Genomic DNA, 18,916 nt, shown 5'->3' with positions numbered 1-18,916 from the left:
AACAAAACTGATGATGCAGGAAACACTAAAAATTTTGGTAGTGGATGACGATGCGCGGCTTCGAAGCTTGTTGGAACGTTATCTTACTGAGCAGAACTTTCAGGTACGAGTCGCTCAGGACTCGGAACAAATGGACCGTTTGCTGACCCGGGAAAATTTTAATTTACTGGTGTTAGATCTGATGCTGCCTGGTGAAGACGGACTGTCTATTTGTAAACGTCTACGCAGCGAAGGTAATAACCTGCCGGTTATTATGTTGACGGCCAAAGGCGATGAAGTTGATCGTATTATTGGCCTGGAGTTGGGGGCTGACGATTATCTGGCAAAACCTTTTAACCCCCGCGAATTGCTAGCGCGGATAAGAGCGGTATTGCGTCGCCGCGGTACCGAAGTACCTGGTGCACCTTCGCAGGAAGATCAGGAAGTCACTTTTGGTGAGTTCAGGTTGAACCTGGGAACTCGTGAGATGTTTCGCGGTGACACACCAATGCCGCTGACCAGTGGTGAATTTGCTGTTTTGAAAGCCTTAGTCAGCAATGCTCGTCAGCCGCTTTCCCGCGATAAACTAATGCACCTTGCACGCGGGCGTGACTACAGCGCACTGGAACGCTCTATAGATGTTCAGGTATCACGCTTACGTCGTATGCTCGAAGTTGACCCCACTAAGCCGCGTTATATTCAAACGGTCTGGGGCTTAGGTTATGTGTTTGTACCGGATGGTCAGCTGAAGTCCTGATGAAGTTATTTCCCAAGTCAGCGTTTGCCCGCACGGTTGCGCTGCTGGCTCTTGTATTGCTTATTAACCAGCTCGTCTCTTACGTGATGGTGAGTAACTATGTTGTCCGGCCTTCCATTGAGCAAATTAATGAGTTGGTGGCTAAGCATATCCGCACTATGTTCATTCCTCGTCAGCATTCAGCTGAAACCGAACGTGAACTGATGTCTTATTACACTGAAGCCACTGGCATAGAAGTGTTTAATGACACTGAAGCCGAGCAGCAGGGCTTGGGCAACTCCACCTATTACGGCTATTTGTCGGATGACATGAGCGACATGCTGGGTGGGGAGTCACAGGTTAGAGTTGCTCAGGGGCAAAAGTTTTACCTCTGGGTAAAGCCACCCAGGGCGCCTGACTTCTGGATACGTGTTCCGTTGGATAGTATGCAGCGCGGACAGTTCTCTCCGCTGGTGATGTACTTGGTGTTAATTGGTCTTTTGAGTGTATTCGGCGGTATGCTGTTTGCTAATTGGCTGAACAGGCCACTTAAAGCACTGGAAGAATCGGCGCGCAGAGTAGGGCGAGGAGAATTCCCTGAGCAACTGCCTGAAAAAGGCGCAAACGAAATTATTGCGGTAACCCGGGCTTTTAACCAAATGTCGCGGGGTATTCGTGAGCTTGAAAACGACCGTAACCTGTTAATGGCAGGGGTTTCTCATGACTTAAGAACGCCACTAACGCGCATTCGCCTGGCCGCTGAAATGATGCCGCAGGAAGACGGTTCTCTGGCTCAGGGGATCGTTGAAGATATCGATGACATGAATGACATTATCGATCAGTTTATTGATTATGTCCGTCTTGATCAGCAGGAGTGCAGCAGCAAAGAGTCTCTTAATGAACTCATTGAGCAAACGGTGGCGAATGTACCGGACAACTGGACAAAGCAATTTGAACTTGATTTAGGGACGTTGCCTTTGGTTTGGTTGCGCCCGTTATCGATGAAGCGCGTCATTATTAATTTGCTGGAAAACGCTGAGCGTTACGGTAAGCAGCGGGTTGTGGTCAGCTCTGGCCACGATAAAAAGCAAAAACGGGTCTGGTTCCGGATAACCGACGACGGCCCCGGCATTCCCGAGGAACAACAAGAGAAACTCTTTGAGCCTTTCACTCAGGGTGATAAAGCGCGTGGTGGTGTAGGCTCAGGGCTTGGGTTGGCAATTATTAAGCGTATTGTTGATCGTCACGACGGCGATATAAAACTGCAAAACCGCCCGGAAGGCGGTTTGTGTGTTCGAATTGAGCTGCCGCTGTACCAGAAACGGCAGTAACCTGGCTTATTGCAGCAGGCGGTTAATGCCATTTAATGCGGCAACGCGGTACGCTTCTGCCATAGTCGGATAGTTAAAGGTGGTGTTGACGAAGTAATCGATGGTATTACCACCGTTTTTCTGCTCCATAATAGCCTGACCAATGTGTACTATTTCTGAAGCCCTTTCACCAAAGCAATGAAGACCCAGCAGCTCTCTGGTTTCGCGGTGGAATAACAGTTTCAGGCAACCCACGTCGGCACCCGATATTTGCGCCCGGGCAAGATGCTTGAACTGAGCTCGGCCAACTTCATAAGGCACTTTCATTTCGGTGAGCTCTTCTTCGGTTTTACCCACTGAACTGATTTCCGGAATGGTGTAAATACCCGTCGGTATGTCACTCACCAGAACTTTGTCACAGTCGCCGTTAATAATGGCTGAGGCACAGATGCGGCCCTGATCGTAAGCGGCACTGGCTAAGCTGGGGTACCCAATAATGTCACCCACGGCATAGATATTTTCCACGGCTGTCTGGTAGTTGTCATTCACTTCCAGTTGCCCCCGGTAGTTGGGCTCAAGGCCGACAGACTGACAGTTCAGCTCTTCTATGTTACCGGAACGTCCATTAGCAAAAAGCAGGCAGTCGGCAGCCATGGTCTTGCCGGACTTGGTTTTCAGAACGACTTTATCGTCATAGCCAGTAATGGTGTCATATTCTTCGTTATGGCGGATGACCACGCCGCTGTTGCGCAAGTGATAGCTGAGCGCATCGGAAATTTCAGCATCCAAAAAAGACAGCAAACGCTCGCGCTGATTAATGAGATCCACTTTAACACCCATTCCGCGGAAAATACTGGCGTATTCACTTCCAACCACACCCGCGCCATAAATTAAAATGGTTTTAGGCTCGTGTGACAATGACAGAACCTTGTCTGAGTCGTAAATGCGCGGATGCGAAAAATCGACGTCTTCGGGATTATACGGCCGGGAGCCTGTCGCGATAACAACATGCTTTGTAATCAGGTCATCCACCGAACCGTCTAGCTTAGTTACCCGAATACGGTTCTTGTCTAAAAATGAGGCCTTACCGTGTACGACGGTGACATCATTGCGGTCGTAAAACGAACTGCGCAGCTTGACCTGTTTGCGGATAACCGACTCAGCGTAGTGCAATATGTGGCTGAAAGTCATGCCACTTTGCCAGCCTGGCCCAGAGAATAGTGGGTTGTTATTGTACTCAATTAAACGACTGACCGAATGGCGCAGGGCTTTTGAGGGAATGGTCCCCCAATGCGTGCAGCCGCCGCCAAGAGCTTTATGTTTTTCTACAATGGCAACGTTGTAGCCGCTTTTGGCCAGTTGCATAGCAGCGCCTTCGCCGCCGGGGCCAGTACCGATGACAACCACATCGTATTCAGTTTCGGTTTCAGGCTTTATTGCAGTCATATTACTCGCTTCACTACCGATGGACGGGCTTTAGATAGTAGCACTCTATAAGAAAAGCGTAAATTGACACTGTTTTCTGTGCGCAGACTCGTTATAGTAAAGAGAGACAATGACTTGGACCTGTCGTATGAGTAAAGAAAAACAAGTCCCGCAAATTTTATCCCGTCGCGTTGTTGCGCAAAGCAGGCTAATGCGTGTGGAAGCGGTTGATCTTAAGTTCAGCAATGGTGAGCAGCGCCAGTTTGAGCGTATGAAAGGCAGTGGCCGTGGCGCGGTAATGATTGTTCCCTGCATTGACGATGACACCTTATTGCTTATTCGGGAGTATGCAGCAGGTCTGCATGACTATCAGCTAGGCTTTCCCAAAGGGCTTATCGACCCGGGTGAAACACCAGAAGAAGCAGCACAGCGCGAGTTGAAAGAAGAAGTTGGCTACGGTAGTCACCAGCTTGAGTTTCTAATGGAATTGAGTCTCGCGCCTCAGTTCTTTTCCGCGAAAATGAGTGTTTTTGTCGCTCGTGACTTATACCCTGAGAGCTTACCCGGTGATGAGCCTGAGCCTCTGGAAAAAGTTACCTGGTCTATCAGTGACATTAATAACCTGTTTGCTCAGCCGGACTTTTCAGAAGCCCGCAGCGTTGCTGCGCTGTTGATGTTGTTGCGTAATCAGGGTGAGGACCGCTAGTGGCAGAAACCATGCTGAATCGACTGAAAGAGATTGCAATAGAAGCTGGTGGCGTTATTTTGTCCATGTACGAAAGACGTGACTACAGTACGGCAGAAAAGACCGATGACTCTCCCGTAACGACCGCCGATATTGTCGCCAGTGAGTTGATTGAAGACCGGCTTAAACAATCCTTTCCGGGCATTCCTGTTATTTCTGAAGAAAGTGAGCACCAGGACTATAACGAGCGCCGTCAGTGGAAGGCCTATTTCATTATCGATCCTATTGACGGAACTCAGGAGTTTATTGCCCGCTCGGGTGACTTTGCCGTAAACATTGCTTATGTGGAACACAATGAACCGGTTATTGGTGTTATTTTCTGGCCGGTAGGTGAAGCGCTTTATTACGCGCAGAAAGGGCTAGGAGCTTTTAAAAAGGACGCCACAGAAAGCCGGTCTATTAATGTCCGTAAGTTTAATGACCCTAAGACCGACCCCATTATTATTGCCATTAGCCGTCGCCAGGCTCGGGAACCGGTGCTAAACCGCCTTCAAACTGAGCGAGATGTACAGCCTCTGCCAACCGGAAGCTGTTCGCTAAAAGCTTGCTTCATTGCCGAAGGCAAAGCCGATTGCTTTTTACGGCTGGGCCCAACCGGCGAATGGGATACAGCCGCGTCTCAAGTGATTGTGGGTGAAGCTGGTGGGCGTATCGTCAATGAAAACTTTGAGCCAATTACCTACAATCGAACGGTCAGTTTGCTGAACCCTAACTTTCTGGTTTTGGGTGACCAAAGCGTTCCATGGGACGAGATCTTCATTGCTCGCCAGGCTCGCTTCCGGTAACACTGTCTTTATCGACAATATCGACGCTTTCGTGTAATTCGGAGAAAACAATAACGGCTTCGCCGGACTTTAATCGTTGCTTCAACTGCTCGACTTTTGTGTCGAAACTGAGTTCCTGACTGCCGTAATCTGTTCCTTCTCTCAGTACTACGGATTCGAGTAAATTATTCAGTGTTTCCTGATCCACTTCCTGCCAGGGGATAATCATTTGTCCTCCGTTTGCTGTAGTTCTTCGGTCAGCTCTGCCAGCTCTTCTTCCGCTGTCATCCAGACGCTCTCTTGTTGTTGTAAGTCTTTCTGCGCTTGCGCCTGCTGGTCTAATAGTTTCTGTAACTTAGCTTTGTTGGCATCCTCATACAGGCTGCTGTCGCTGAGTTGTTCATGAATATCGGCCAACTTCAGTTCTAATGTATGAATGCTTTTTTCTGCTTTCTCTATTTGTTGGCGCAAAGGTTTTGTCTTTTGTCGTGCTTCGGCTTCTTTGCGTTTTTGCTGTTTACGATCGTCGCGTTGACGCGTGGCCGATTGCTCGCTGCGTTTGTCATTGGCTGCCTGTTGCTGTAGCCAGTCATGGTAGGCCTCTAAATCGCCGTCGAAGGTTTCTGCTTTACCATCGGCAACCAGGCAGAACTCATCAACCGTAGTGCGCAATAGATGCCTGTCGTGCGAAACCACAATCAGTGCACCTTCGTATTCCTGCAAAGCCGCAACCAGAGCATCGCGCAGACCTAAATCAAGGTGGTTGGTTGGCTCATCGAGCAGCAGCAGGTTGGGCCGTTGGTAGATAATCAGGGCTAAAGCCAGTCGGGCTTTCTCACCACCTGACATGGGTTCGACCGAGCGGGTTGCCTGATCTCCGGAAAAGCCAAAGTTACCTAAAAAGTCACGCAGCTTCTGTTCACTGGCTTGTTTGTCAATGCGCTGTAAATGCAGTAGAGCTGAGGCTGCCAAGTCCAGTGTTTCCAACTGGTGCTGAGCAAAATAGCCAATACTGAGCCCCGGGTTAACCAGCCGCTCTCCGGCCATAGGTTTTAATTCCCCCGCCAGCAGTTTAATCAGCGTTGATTTACCAGCACCATTACGGCCAAGCAACCCTAAGCGGGTACCTGGCACCAGGTTGAGCTTAATTTTCTCTAGTATGGTGGTGTCACCATAGCCCGCTTTGGCGTCACGAAGCGTCAGCAGTGGGTTTGGTAACTTTTCTGGTGTCAGAAAGTGAAAATCGATGCCGCTTTCGGCGCGAAGTGGCGCCTGGTTGGGCAGCTTTTCAATAGCTTTTAAGCGGCTTTGTGCTTGTTTGGCTTTGCTGGCCTTATAGCGAAACCGATCAACGTAGGCTTGCAAATGTTGACGCATAACCTGTGCTTTTTCGTACTCACTCTGTTGTTGAGCCATATGCTCTGCCCGTTGGCGCTCAAACTGAGAGTAATTACCGCGGTAACTGTTCAGCTTTTTATGCTCAATGTGAACAATGTCGGTGGTTACAGAGTCGAGAAAATCACGGTCGTGCGATATCAGTAACAGCGTTCCATCGTATTGCTTTAGCCAGCTTTCCAGCCAGAAAATCGCATCAACGTCTAAGTGGTTGGTTGGCTCATCCAGCAGCATTAAATCGGCACGGGCAATCAGTACCTGTGCCAAATTAAGACGCATACGCCAACCACCGGAAAACGCTTTCACCGGTTGTTGCAGCTGCTGCTGAGTGAAACCAAGGCCGGCCATTAAACTGGCCGTTCTGGGCTGAATGTCGTAGGCACCAATTGCGGCGAGTTTGTCGTGACAGTGCGCAATAGCTTCGCCATTATTGCCGGCCTCGGCTTTGGCAAGTTGCGCTTCTAGCTGACGGAACTCGGCGTCACCGTCCATTACGTAGTCGATAGCGGACTTATCCAGTGCCGGAGTGTCCTGTGCTACGCTGGCTATGCGCCAGTCGGCGGGTAAATGTATGTTTCCGCTGTCGGCACTAAGCTCACCACGCAGCAAGGCAAATAGAGAGGACTTGCCGCAGCCATTGCGGCCTACCAGGCCAACGCGGTGTCCCGGGAATACTTGTAAGTCACTGTCTTCAAATAAAACATCACCGCCACGCAACAAGGTGATAGCTTCAGCACGGATCATAAACTACTCTTCATTTTGTACAGCTGTTCAGCTGCGGTATCATAGACATGTTCTGCTCACAATTCTAACACAGGAGCTGTTGTGGCTAGAGAAAAGAAGCGATTTATTGCCGGGGCGGTTTGTCCCAAATGCGATGCCATGGACACGCTCATGCTTTTTATCGAAAACGATATCGAACAAGTTGAGTGCGTGCAATGTAAGCACCGGTTTAGTGAGCCCAAGGAGCAGGGTGGTGGTAGCGAGCGTCAGTTTGACCAGGTCATTGGCGTATTTAAGCCAGACTAACGCACTATTGGGGAGGCACTATGACAAAAACCGACGGTAGCCGTTATGAGAACTGCCTTTATCGTGTTGAGCAATTGCAGAAAGGCGAAAAAAAGGCAGCTGAAGCCAGCACAATGAATATGATGCAACTGATGTCAGCGGCCGGTAAAGCGGTTTTCAAACAGTTACAAAAACGCTTCCCGGCACCGGCGCGTATTGCTGTATGTTGCGGTGAGGGCAATAACGGGGGCGATGGTTACATTATTGCCCGATTGGCTCAGGAGGCGGGGTATCAGGTACAGGTATTTGCTCTAAAGCCCAATGCAGAGCTTTCAAACCCCTTAGAGTCTGATGCGCACAGGGCTCGCTCAGCCTGGCGCGAGCAGGGGGGCAACGAAAAAGCCCTGCTCGATTGTGCACCTGATCAGTTTGATGTTGTGGTAGATGCGCTGTTTGGTGTTGGACTGAATCGCGCCCTCGAGGGTGACCCTGTGACTTGGGTACAGCACGTCAATGCCAGTTCTACGCCCGTGATCTCAGTCGATGTGCCTTCTGGTTTAAATGCCGATAACGGCCATGTTCCCGGTGCTGCCGTGCGAGCCCACCTAACGGTAAGCCTGGTGGCATTAAAGCGCGGTTTACTTACAGGTAAAGCTCAGAATCATACGGGTGAGCTTGTTTTAGAGGACTTAGGTATTGGTGAGACCTTTAAGCAGCAAAATGAAGCCGACTGGTTTCGGGTCGACGCCGGAGGTTTAGGTAATTGGCTACCTGCCCGGGCGCGTTGCACTCATAAAGGTGAACAAGGCCATGTACTTATCGTGGGTGGGCAACCGGGTATGTCAGGGGCGGTGATACTGGCTATGAAGTCGGCCTTGCGGGCAGGTGCCGGAAAAGTTTCTGTGGCTTGCCATCCCGATGTACAAGCAATTGTTGCAGCGGCACAGCCTGAAGCTATGGTGCATTCTATTAAGGATGAAGATACTTTAAAACCGTTGTTACGTGATGCCTCGGCGATTGCTCTTGGTCCCGGGTTAGGACAAAGCCGTTGGAGTCACGATGTGTTTTCACAAGTGATGAAGGCGGATGCATTGAAAGTGATAGACGCCGATGGGTTGAATTTACTGGCAAGTTATCCGGCCCGGTCGTCAAAGTTATTGCTGACGCCACACCCGGGAGAGGCGGCCAGATTACTGCAAACCACAGCTGATGAAGTGGAAGCCGATAGGTTTTTAGCGGTAACACAACTACGCGAAAAGTACGGTGCTCAAGTTCTACTTAAAGGCGCCGGCTCGCTGCTGGTCACCGATCGCGGGAGATGCCTGATTGACAGAGGTTCACCGGCAATGGCGTCGGGTGGTATGGGTGATTTATTAACGGGGTTGATAAGCGGCCTGTTAGCGCAAAGAATGGCACCGGCACAGGCATTAATTGCCGGCGCCTTATGGCATGCCATGGCTGGCGAAGAAGCAGGAAAAGATGGCGAGCGGGGAACCTTAGCCTCTGATTTGTTGCCCTATATACGGCGGTTGGTGAATGGATATGGAAGGGACGATGACTGAGGTACACCACTGTAAATTAGCAAATGAAGCTGAGACGCTGGCGCTTGCGAAGAAATTTTCAGAAGTTTTACAAGCTCCTTTGGTGGTCTATTTGAAAGGGGAATTAGGTGCCGGTAAGACAGCATTTTGTCGTGGTGTTATTCAGGCTTTGGGCCATTGTGGCGCGGTAAAAAGTCCCACCTACACCCTTGTAGAGCCTTATCAGCTGCAGGGATGGCGCATTCACCATTTTGATTTGTATCGGCTGGCTGATCCGGAAGAGCTTGAGTACATGGGAATTCGTGATTATTTTGCCGAAGATACGCTAAACTTTATAGAATGGCCTGATAAAGGCTATGGCTGGCTACCGGGAGCGGACATAGAAATCCGAATCGAGTATGCTGGTGAAGGACGTAAAATAACTTTCAGTGCGCTAACTGAAGCCGGACAAAGAATAATTAAAACATTATGATGCAGCGATTTTGGGTGTTTTTGTTTGCTTGTGTTCCTCTGTGGGCATGGGCTGACAATAGTGTAGACAGTGTAAGGGTGTGGCCATCTCCGGATAAAACGCGGGTGGTTTTTGACTTGTCTGATACACCGGACTATTCCTATTTCACGCTTTATCAACAAAAGCCTTATCGGCTGGTTATTGATTTCAACAATACGTCGCTAAAAGCGGATTTGAATAATTTGGGTAAAGACTCTCTACTGGTGGATAAAATTCGCACCAGTTCGCCCAAAAACTCCCGTAGCACTCGCATCGTTATTGAACTGGATTCAAAAAGTGACGCGAACTTGTTTACCCTTCCGGCCAATGACTCTTATAAAGATCGCTTAGTGGTGGACTTACCGGGTAAGTCGATTGAGCGCAGCGGACCGGCAAAGTCCGTTTCTGAACTGAAAGACAGGCGCGTAACCGTTGCCATTGACGCTGGTCATGGTGGTGATGATCCCGGCTCTATTGGTCCACGCGGCACCTACGAGAAGCACGTCGTTATTCGTATTGCGCGGGCGCTGGCTAAGCTGATTAATGATGACCCGGGTATGCAGGCTTATTTGATTCGTACTGGTGATTACTACGTAGGCCTTAATGAACGCCCGCAGAAAGCCTGGGATGTAAAAGCCGACTTTTTTGTCTCTATCCACGCTGACGCGTTTCGAACGCCACAGCCGAATGGTGCTTCGGTCTGGGTGCTATCGAAGCGGCGGGCTGATTCCGAAGTGGGTCGTTGGCTTGAGAACCGGGAACAACAGTCGGAACTGCTGGGTGGTGTTACCGACATCCTCAGTAAAAACGGCCACGAACCCTACTTAGCAGAAACCTTGCTGGATATGTCGATGGACAGTTCTATTGCGGGAGCATACAGCGCTGCAAAACACATTATTGATGAGATGGCTGGGGTGACAAAAATGCATAAAAAGACCCCTCAGGCAGCAAGTTTCGCAGTTCTTAAATCACCAGATAAACCGTCATTACTGGTAGAAACAGGGTTCATTTCTAACCCCAGAGAAGAGCAACTGCTAACCAGTAATGCTCACCAGCAAAAACTGGCGCGAGCGCTTTATAATGGTATCCGGCGTTATTTTGTCAGTAACCCAATCGACAATACTTACTTGGCCAATCAAAGTAGTTTTACCTATACCGTGAAGTCGGGTGACTCTTTGTCTGTTCTCGCTCAGCGTTATAACACTACCGTCAAAGCCATCAAATCTGAAAATAGTCTGGCCAGTAATACGCTCAAAATTGGCCAGAAGCTGACGATCCCGAGTCGCTGATGGCTATTCAGCAGTTACCCATTGAGCTGGCGAACCAAATTGCTGCGGGTGAAGTGGTTGAGCGCCCTTCGTCGGTGGTTAAAGAGTTAGTTGAAAATGCGCTCGACGCCGGTGCAACCCAGTTAGTACTGGATATAGAACAGGGCGGCAGCAAGCGAATAAGAATTCGTGATAATGGCTGCGGTATCGTTAAGCAGGAACTAACGCTGGCGTTAAGCCGACATGCCACCAGTAAAATCAAAAGCCTGGATGATTTGGAACATATTGGCAGCCTTGGCTTTCGTGGTGAGGCTTTGGCCAGTATTAGTTCGGTTTCTCGTTTACGTTTAATATCAAAACCGCCGGAGCAAGAAGAAGCCTGGCAGGCCTGGGCCGAAGGCCGGGACATGCAGGTTAATATTGAGCCGGCAGCTCACCCCGACGGCACCACGGTTGATATTCAGGACCTATTTTTTAACACGCCGGCAAGACGTAAGTTTCTGCGTACAGAAAAAACTGAATTCACTCATATTGATGAAGTGATAAAGCGTATTGCGCTCAGTCGTTTTGAAGTTGGTTTCCAACTGAATCATAACGGCAAATCAGTCCGTATGTTTCCGCAGGCGCTGAGCGAAAAACAACAGTTGCAGCGGTTGGCAAAAATTTGTGGTGGTGGCTTTGCTGAACAAGCTTCGACTATCGATGCGGTGGACGGAGATTTTCATTTAACTGGCTGGCTCGTTCCCCCTGAGCATTGCCGGCACCAGGGTGATATTCAATATTTTTTCGTAAATGGTCGCATGATGCGGGACAAGCTGTTGTCGCACGCAGTACGCCAGGCGTATGAAAAGTATTTGCCAAACGAGCGGGTCCCTACTTTTGTGCTCTATTTTGAATTGCCGTCAGAGCAGGTGGATGTGAATGTGCATCCGGCCAAACATGAAGTGCGGTTTCATCGCCAGCGGCAAGTGCATGACTTTATTCTGACGCGTATTGAGCAAGCTTTGATGCAATTGGTTGCAACAGATAGCCCGCAATCTGCTGTGAGCCATCAGCATTATTATGGTTCACACGAACGCTCGTCAGGACAACCGTCGTTTCCTTCCGGCAGAGCTTCAGGCGGAAGTGTCTTAGGTGAGAGAAAAGCATCAGGTTCGTTGTTGCCAAATGCCGCCCGAGTTCAAAATAGTATCAGTAGCGGACAACCCCAGACAGAGCCAGGAGCGGTAAAAATTGAAGAAAACTGGCGGGTCCTTACGGTTTTTAATGGTGTTTACGCGCTTATTCGAAATGAACAAAGCCTGGCCTGGCTTAACCTGGCAAAAGTGCATACCGAATGCGTTGCTCAAAAGCTGGTTCAACAACTGCAGGACGGGCTCAATGGCCAGCCATTGCTAGTACCTGTGGCAGTTAATTTAGCGAACTTACCGGGCCCGGCAAGTCAGTGGCCGCAACAGGAGTTGAATCAGTGTGGCGTAGTGTATCAGTGTCAGCGCGAACAGGTCATTATTGAGCAAATGCCTGAAATGCTGCGTCAGGGGAATGTGGTTAGTGGTTTTACCGAGTTATTAAAGTTATTAACAGAAGGTGCTGAAACTGAGGCGTTGGCGAGTTGGCTTGCGCAGTTTGCAGGTCTTGAGTCATACAGCATCACTCAGGCTGAACATTGGCTTATCCAGTGGCGTTCACAGCTTTGTGAAGCGCCGGATGTACTGCAGCGATTGCCGCTACCCGGAGAACGTCATGCACAGTAAGGATGCCGTAATTGCGATTTATGGGCCGACAGCATCGGGCAAAACCGCGTTGTCACTGGCTCTGTGCAGGCAACTGGATTGCGAAATTATTTCTGTAGATTCAGCACTGATATACCGCGGTATGGATATTGGTACAGCTAAGCCCAGCGCCGAGGAACAAGCTCAAGTTCCTCATCATTTACTGGATATTCGTGACCCGGCTGAAACCTATTCCGCGGCCGACTTTCAAAAAGACGCTTTGGCATTAATTGAAGACATTCAGCAACGCGGCAAAGTACCTTTGTTGGTCGGCGGCACCATGTTGTATTTCAAAGCATTACTGGAAGGACTCTCGCACTTACCTGAGTCGGATGCGAGCGTACGCGAAAGGCTTTCGGCTGATTTGCGTGACAAAGGGTTAGCTGAGTTACACAAGCAGCTGCAGGAAGTGGATCCGGTAAGCGCTGAACGCATTCACCCAAATGACCCTCAGCGGATCATACGTGCTCTGGAAGTGTATGAACTCGCAGATAAAAGCCTGACGGAGCTTACGCGTGAACGTTATGGTCAGTTGGATAAACCTATTTACCAGTTTGCGGTGGCTCCGGCAGAGCGGCATGTGTTACACCAGCGTATCGAACAGCGCTTTGATCAGATGCTGGCACAACCTTTCGAAGACGAAGTTAAAAAGCTGTTTGACCGCGATGATCTGCATCCGGATCTTCCGTCCGTACGGAGTGTGGGTTATCGTCAAATGTGGCAGTACCTTGCCGGTGAACTCAGCTATGATGAAATGCGCGAGCGCGGCATTATAGCAACACGGCAGTTGGCAAAACGGCAAATGACATGGCTACGGGGCTGGCCCGGCGTTCATTGGCTGACCACTGGCGATACCGACATGGAGGCCAAAGTATTAAGGGTAATGCAGCAGCCGGCAAAGAAATTTGACCGTCAGGATTGAAATACGACGTTTAAGCCCGCAGATCCAATTTCTGACTAAATGAGTAATTATTAACGTTTTTCTTATTGCAAAAATTCTTTACTGGTCTAGTGTGTCTTTACAGGTGACTGCAAATTGGCAGTCCTGTGGCTTACTATTTACACATTGGATATTAATAACGATAAAAAGGAATCCAAGATGGCTAAGGGGCAAACTTTACAAGACCCATTCTTAAATGCGTTACGTCGTGAGCGCATACCAGTATCTATATACTTAGTTAATGGCATTAAATTACAAGGGCAAATTGAGTCTTTTGATCAGTTTGTTGTCTTATTAAAAAACACGGTTAGCCAAATGGTTTACAAGCATGCAATCTCAACGGTTGTGCCTGCGCGTATTCCACAAAATTATTTGCCGCAGCAAGCCGCAGAAGATATGGCTGAGTTAGAAGATTAATAATGAAAGAGAGGTCTGAACAACTTGTTCGATAGGTATGAAGGTGGCGACTACGCAATATTGGTTCATGTGGATTTACCCGCAGAAGTTGACCGAGAAGATCTCTCAGAATTACAACTCTTAGCTGATTCTTCGGGCGTAAAAACTATGGGAGTGATGACATCCAGTCGTAGCTCCCCAACTCCCCGATATTTTGTTGGTAGTGGTAAGGCAGAAGAAATCGCCGAACAGGTCAAACTGTTAGACGCCAACATTGTTATTTTTAATCACGCCTTGTCACCAACCCAAGAGCGAAACCTCGAGGCTGTTTGTAAATGCCGGGTTTTAGATCGAACAGGTCTTATTCTGGATATTTTCGCGCAGCGTGCGCGTACTCACGAGGGTAAGCTGCAAGTTGAGCTTGCACAGTTGCGTCATATATCAACTCGTTTGGTACGAGGCTGGACTCACCTTGAAAGACAAAAAGGCGGTATTGGTTTACGTGGGCCGGGTGAAACCCAGCTTGAAACCGACAGGCGCCTGATTCGCGGGCGCATTAAAAACATTTTAAAGCGTCTGGAAAAAGTACAAAAGCAGCGGGAACAGGGTCGTCGGGCACGTAAGAAAGCGGATATTCCGACGGTATCGCTGGTGGGTTATACCAACGCCGGTAAGTCGACGTTGTTTAATCGCCTGACTGAGGCGGGTGTTTATGCGGCGGATCAACTATTCGCTACGCTTGATCCAACCCTTAGAAAACTTGCAGTAGAAGATATTGGCGAAGTTATTCTGGCCGATACGGTTGGTTTCATCCGTCACTTACCGCATGACCTGGTCGCTGCTTTTAAAGCAACGCTTCAGGAAACTCAAGAAGCCGACTTATTATTACATGTGGTTGATGTCAGCGACGAACAGCAGCAAAATAATATGGATCAGGTTGCTGAGGTTTTAGAAGAAATTGATGCGGGTGATGTACCTCAGTTAATTATTTGTAATAAAATAGATCAAGTAGACGGTGCTGAACCCAGAATCGATTACGATGATAACCAAAAGCCAATAAGAGTATGGGTTTCAGCTCAACAGGGGCTTGGTATTGAGCATGTGTTGGAAGCGTTGCGGCAGATACTTGGTCCACAGATGGTTGAGCTGTCCCTTAAAATCCCGCACTCAATGGGTAAATTACGTGGTACATTATACCGTTGGAATTGCGTAACATCAGAAGATGTTAACGAAAATGGCGAACTTGCGTTGCAAGTGCGAATGTCATCGGTAGACTGGCAGCGTTTACATAAGGCCTACGGCAATCAACTGGATGACTTGGTCATCCCTGAATAAAAATTATTAGCAACAGTTTTATTAAAAACTTGGAGCACTCAATGGCTTGGAATCAACCGGGAAACGGTAATAACAACGACCGTGACCCATGGAAAAATCAAGGTGGCCGGGATCAGGGGCCACCTGATCTCGACGAAGCAGTTCGTAAACTGTTTTCCAAATTCGGTTTTGGTGGCAAGAAAGGCGGCGGCTCGGGTGGCAGTTCAGGCATCCCGAGTAAAGGCATCGGTATTATCGCAATTATTGCGCTAATTGTTTGGTTTATCGCTGGCTTCTACACAGTAAAAGAAGCCGATCGTGGTGTTATACTGCGTTTCGGTCAATTCCATTCACTGGTTGAGTCGGGACTTCACTGGCGTCCGGTATTTATTGACTCGGTAGAGCATGTTGACGTAAATAACATTCGCTCAGATAAAACTGATGGCTACATGCTGACTCAGGATGAGAACGTGGTTCGTGTGGAGCTGGATGTTCAGTATCGCGTTGTTGATCCGCGTGCGTATTTATTTAACGTAGAAAATGCTGATGGTGTTTTATCACGAGCGACTGACAGTGCCTTACGTTTTGTGGTGGGTCACACCACCATGGATGAAGTGCTGACTCGTGGTCGTGAGGAAGTCAGAGCGAATACTCTGGATATGCTCGAAAAAACCATGAATCCATACACGGTTGGTTTGCAGGTAGTTGATATTAACTTGCTGCCAGCACGGCCACCGGAGGCGGTTAAAGACGCCTTTGATGATGCTATATCGGCACAGGAAGATGAAGAGCGCTTCATTAGAGAAGCTGAAGCTTATGCCCGCGAAGTAGAACCCTTGGCACGAGGCCAGGTACGTCGTATGTTGCAGGAAGCGCAAGCTTATCGTGAGCAAATTATTCTTGAGGCTCAGGGTGAAGTTGCTCGCTTTGAAGAGTTGCTGCCTCAATATCAAAACGCACCTGAAGTCACACGTCAGCGTATTTATCTTGATACTCTGCAGGAGCTTTATGCGAAAACGCCTAAGGTACTGGTTGACGTTGAAGGTGGTAACAACATGATGTACTTACCACTAGAAAAACTTCTCGAAAAGCAAGGGCGTAATACGAATACATTCTCTCCGGCGCGTATTCCTGAAGATGTTTCAGGCGGTTCCTCAAGTAGCGGAACCGAGACACAAAATACGCGCAGCAGTAACCGTAGCGGAGGTCGAAACTAATGAAAAACCTAATCGCAATTATTGTTGTGGTCCTGGTCGTTCTGGGTCTTTCCTCCGTTTATGTGGTTAAGGAAGGCGAACGCGCTATCTTAATCCAGTTCGGTAAGGTCGAGCGCGATGCAGAAACCGGTGAAGCTATGGTTTTCGAACCAGGGTTACACCTTAAAATTCCTTTCATTGAACAAGTGAAAAGGCTGGATGCACGTCTGCAAACACTAGACGGTGATCCTGATCGCTTTGTCACCAGTGAGAAAAAAGATTTGATTGTTGATACCTACGTTATGTGGCGTATTAATGACTTTTCGACTTTCTACTTAAGTACTAATGGTGGTAATTACCTCCAGGCTGAAGCTCTGCTGACCCGCCGTATTAACAGCGGTTTACGTAGCGAGTTCGGTAACCGGACTATTTCGGATATCGTTTCGGGCGAGCGTGACGAACTTATGCGTGAAGCGTTAATTCGTGGCGCAGAAAGTGCCTCTGACTTAGGTGTTGAAGTGCTGGACGTTCGCGTGATGCAAATTAACTTACCAACGGAAGTGAGTCAGTCCATTTATCAACGTATGCGTGCAGAACGTAAAGCTGTGGCCACAGAGCATCGTTCTGAAGGTCGTGAGCAGGCTGAGTTTATTCGTGCCGATGTTGACGCCCGTATCACGGTAATGCTTGCTGATGCTAAGCGCCAGTCACGTCAACTGCGTGGTGAAGGTGATGCGCAAGCGGCTAAAATTTATGCCGACGCGTATCAAAAAGATGCTGAGTTCTTTGCCTTTATTCGCAGCATGGAAGCTTACAGCAGCTCGTTCGGTACCGGCAATGACATGTTAGTGCTGGATGCGAACAGTGACTTCTTCCGTTATTTGCAAAATATGATGGGAAAATCTGAAGAGTAATCAAGAATGAGCGTCTGATGTGATCATCAGGCGCTCTCCTCCGATGTACAAACCCTCCGATAAAAGGTAAGATCGCTCCGATTTTTTTTACGCGGGGCAATCATGAGTCAGAACGTTGTAATTCTAGGCACCCAATGGGGTGATGAAGGCAAAGGTAAAATTGTCGACCTGTTAACCGATAAAGCCACAATGGTTGTGCGGTATCAGGGTGGACATAACGCTGGACACACATTGGTTATTGACGGTGAAAAGACCGTTCTGCATTTAATTCCTTCAGGTATTCTACGCACCAACGTTCAGTGTGTTATTGGCAACGGCGTTGTCTTGTCACCTGAAGCGCTGATGGAAGAAATGGCCATGTTGGAAGCACGTAATGTTCCTGTTGCTGACCGTCTTCGAATTAGCAAAGCCTGCCCTCTAATTTTACCATTCCATATTGCCCTTGATCAGGCACGTGAGCGTGCCCGAGGTAAAGAGGCGATTGGAACAACCGGTCGTGGTATTGGTCCTGCGTATGAAGATAAGGTTGCCCGCCGCGGTCTGCGCGTTGGCGACCTGTTCGATATGAAACGCTTCGGTGAAAAGCTAAAAGAACTGGTCGACTACCACAACTTCTCTTTGGTTGAATACTACAAAGCTGATCCGATTGACTTTGAAACTGTTCTGAAGCAATGCGAAGAATTCGCTGAAGTATTAAAACCAATGGTAGCCGATGTACCATCGTTACTGGATAAGGCTCGCAAAAACGGCGAGTCAATAATGTTTGAAGGTGCGCAGGGCACTTTACTGGACATTGATCACGGTACTTACCCCTATGTTACCTCTTCCAATACGACAGCCGGTGGCGTAGCGACTGGCGCTGGTTTTGGTCCTCGTTATATTGACTATGTGTTAGGTATTGTAAAAGCCTATACCACTCGTGTCGGTAGTGGACCTTTCCCGACAGAACTCGATTGTGAAGTGGGGCAGTATTTAGGCGAAAAAGGCCATGAATTTGGTGCAACAACGGGACGTAAACGTCGTACTGGCTGGATAGACGCCGTTGCCATGCGCCGGGCTGTACAAATCAACTCTATCAGTGGGTTCTGCTTAACTAAGTTAGACGTATTAGACGGCCTTAAAGAATTGAAAATTTGTACCGGCTACCAACTTGCTGACGGCAGTGTGACCGATCACCCGCCGTTATCTGCAGAAGATTACGAAGTTGTTGAGCCTATTTACGAAAGCATGCCTGGCTGGCAACAAAGCACAGTGGGTGTAACAAAGCACAATGAGTTACCTCCTGAAGCGCTGGCTTATATTGCCCGTATTGAAGCCTTAACAGGTGTTCCGGTAGACATCATTTCAACCGGTCCTGATCGTAAAGAAACCATCGTTTTACGGCACCCTTTCGGCAAGTAAACGACTATAGTATATGTTACTAAAAGACGGTCAGTTTTCATCCGATGTAGATAAAAACTGACCAGTCAGAACAAAAAAATTAAAAAAATTGCACGCATCTATTGCACTATCAAATTTAGTACCATAGAATGCGCTCCACCTAACCGGGGTGCCGGCATAGCTCAGCTGGTAGAGCAACTGACTTGTAATCAGTAGGTCGGGAGTTCGACTCTCTCTGCCGGCACCAATTCAAATTGCAAAATGCGGGAGGGGTTCCCGAGTGGCCAAAGGGATCAGACTGTAAATCTGACGGCTCAGCCTTCGCAGGTTCGAATCCTGCCCC

Annotated in this window: 18 protein-coding genes and 1 tRNA gene; 16 read left to right on the top strand and 3 right to left on the bottom strand. The window is 48.7% G+C overall.

The genetic code is table 11. The features are described 5' to 3' along the window. Window positions 1–10: 10 nt before the first annotated feature. The gene (ompR, locus tag ACP7FG_RS04540) at window positions 11–736 is read left to right on the top strand and encodes an osmolarity response regulator transcription factor OmpR (RefSeq protein ID WP_143441135.1); all 726 of its coding nucleotides are present in this window, start codon (window positions 11–13) and stop codon (window positions 734–736) included. Beyond that, on the top strand, window positions 736–2,046 hold the full coding sequence (gene envZ / locus ACP7FG_RS04535; RefSeq protein ID WP_439225654.1) for a two-component system sensor histidine kinase EnvZ: 1,311 nt from the start codon (window positions 736–738) through the stop codon (window positions 2,044–2,046). Before ompR ends, envZ begins: the two co-directional genes overlap by 1 nt. Before the next feature lie 6 nt (window positions 2,047–2,052). Here envZ and sthA read toward each other — a convergent pair whose 3' ends face one another. Continuing rightward, on the bottom strand, window positions 2,053–3,471 hold the full coding sequence (sthA, locus tag ACP7FG_RS04530) for a Si-specific NAD(P)(+) transhydrogenase (protein ID WP_054490725.1): 1,419 nt from the start codon (window positions 3,469–3,471) through the stop codon (window positions 2,053–2,055). A gap of 109 nt (window positions 3,472–3,580) precedes the next feature. Here sthA and nudE point away from each other — a divergent pair, with 109 nt between their 5' ends. Together nudE and cysQ are read left to right on the top strand one after the other, a co-directional pair. After that, complete coding sequence (nudE, locus tag ACP7FG_RS04525) at window positions 3,581–4,156, top strand: ADP compounds hydrolase NudE (protein ID WP_412458231.1); 576 nt, start codon at window positions 3,581–3,583, stop codon at window positions 4,154–4,156. A gap of 11 nt (window positions 4,157–4,167) precedes the next feature. Beyond that, entirely contained in the window at window positions 4,168–4,980 is an 813-nt protein-coding gene (gene cysQ, locus ACP7FG_RS04520) for a 3'(2'),5'-bisphosphate nucleotidase CysQ (RefSeq protein WP_054490969.1), read from the top strand. On the opposite strand, the gene ACP7FG_RS04515 is transcribed toward cysQ, so the two are convergent. Together ACP7FG_RS04515 and ACP7FG_RS04510 are read right to left on the bottom strand one after the other, a co-directional pair. After that, entirely contained in the window at window positions 4,952–5,188 is a 237-nt protein-coding gene (locus ACP7FG_RS04515) for a YheU family protein (protein ID WP_222236367.1), read from the bottom strand. The two genes, cysQ and ACP7FG_RS04515, sit on opposite strands and share 29 nt — an antisense overlap. Further along, entirely contained in the window at window positions 5,185–7,098 is a 1,914-nt protein-coding gene (locus tag ACP7FG_RS04510) for an ATP-binding cassette domain-containing protein (RefSeq protein ID WP_439225653.1), read from the bottom strand. The genes ACP7FG_RS04515 and ACP7FG_RS04510 overlap by 4 nt, the downstream gene beginning before the upstream one ends. Window positions 7,099–7,179: 81 nt before the next feature. Here ACP7FG_RS04510 and ACP7FG_RS04505 point away from each other — a divergent pair, with 81 nt between their 5' ends. The 12 genes from ACP7FG_RS04505 to ACP7FG_RS04450 all read left to right on the top strand — a co-directional run bounded on the left by ACP7FG_RS04505 (window position 7,180) and on the right by ACP7FG_RS04450 (window position 18,820). Beyond that, a complete protein-coding gene (locus ACP7FG_RS04505; protein ID WP_054490719.1) occupies window positions 7,180–7,383 on the top strand; it encodes a YheV family putative zinc ribbon protein in 204 nt (67 codons plus the stop codon). A gap of 20 nt (window positions 7,384–7,403) precedes the next feature. After that, entirely contained in the window at window positions 7,404–8,924 is a 1,521-nt protein-coding gene (locus ACP7FG_RS04500) for an NAD(P)H-hydrate dehydratase (RefSeq protein ID WP_439225652.1), read from the top strand. After that, complete coding sequence (gene tsaE / locus ACP7FG_RS04495; RefSeq protein WP_054490714.1) at window positions 8,917–9,375, top strand: tRNA (adenosine(37)-N6)-threonylcarbamoyltransferase complex ATPase subunit type 1 TsaE; 459 nt, start codon at window positions 8,917–8,919, stop codon at window positions 9,373–9,375. Before ACP7FG_RS04500 ends, tsaE begins: the two co-directional genes overlap by 8 nt. Then, entirely contained in the window at window positions 9,372–10,682 is a 1,311-nt protein-coding gene (locus tag ACP7FG_RS04490) for an N-acetylmuramoyl-L-alanine amidase (RefSeq protein ID WP_199494050.1), read from the top strand. The genes tsaE and ACP7FG_RS04490 overlap by 4 nt, the downstream gene beginning before the upstream one ends. After that, window positions 10,682–12,415 (top strand): DNA mismatch repair endonuclease MutL, encoded by a 1,734-nt coding sequence (mutL, locus tag ACP7FG_RS04485; RefSeq protein ID WP_439225651.1) that lies wholly within the window; start codon window positions 10,682–10,684, stop codon window positions 12,413–12,415. Before ACP7FG_RS04490 ends, mutL begins: the two co-directional genes overlap by 1 nt. Continuing rightward, on the top strand, window positions 12,405–13,355 hold the full coding sequence (gene miaA, locus ACP7FG_RS04480) for a tRNA (adenosine(37)-N6)-dimethylallyltransferase MiaA (protein WP_439225650.1): 951 nt from the start codon (window positions 12,405–12,407) through the stop codon (window positions 13,353–13,355). Before mutL ends, miaA begins: the two co-directional genes overlap by 11 nt. A 177-nt stretch (window positions 13,356–13,532) precedes the next feature. After that, on the top strand, window positions 13,533–13,790 hold the full coding sequence (hfq, locus tag ACP7FG_RS04475; RefSeq protein WP_054490705.1) for an RNA chaperone Hfq: 258 nt from the start codon (window positions 13,533–13,535) through the stop codon (window positions 13,788–13,790). A gap of 24 nt (window positions 13,791–13,814) precedes the next feature. Then, on the top strand, window positions 13,815–15,104 hold the full coding sequence (gene hflX, locus ACP7FG_RS04470) for a ribosome rescue GTPase HflX (protein ID WP_222236380.1): 1,290 nt from the start codon (window positions 13,815–13,817) through the stop codon (window positions 15,102–15,104). Between the two features lie 41 nt (window positions 15,105–15,145). Beyond that, complete coding sequence (gene hflK, locus ACP7FG_RS04465; RefSeq protein WP_439225649.1) at window positions 15,146–16,300, top strand: FtsH protease activity modulator HflK; 1,155 nt, start codon at window positions 15,146–15,148, stop codon at window positions 16,298–16,300. Beyond that, window positions 16,300–17,193, top strand: coding sequence for a protease modulator HflC (gene hflC, locus ACP7FG_RS04460; protein WP_439225648.1), 894 nt, complete (start codon window positions 16,300–16,302; stop codon window positions 17,191–17,193). The genes hflK and hflC overlap by 1 nt, the downstream gene beginning before the upstream one ends. A 102-nt stretch (window positions 17,194–17,295) precedes the next feature. Next, a complete protein-coding gene (locus tag ACP7FG_RS04455; protein ID WP_224797780.1) occupies window positions 17,296–18,594 on the top strand; it encodes an adenylosuccinate synthase in 1,299 nt (432 codons plus the stop codon). A gap of 150 nt (window positions 18,595–18,744) precedes the next feature. Continuing rightward, window positions 18,745–18,820 (top strand) — tRNA-Thr (locus ACP7FG_RS04450). The last annotated feature ends 96 nt before the right edge of the window (window positions 18,821–18,916 follow it).

This window comes from Idiomarina sp. ST10R2A5, assembly GCF_051842325.1.
Lineage (GTDB): Bacteria > Pseudomonadota > Gammaproteobacteria > Enterobacterales > Alteromonadaceae > Idiomarina > Idiomarina abyssalis.
Note: the sequence above shows the minus strand (reverse complement) of the source record. Positions and strands in the feature narration are given on the sequence as shown.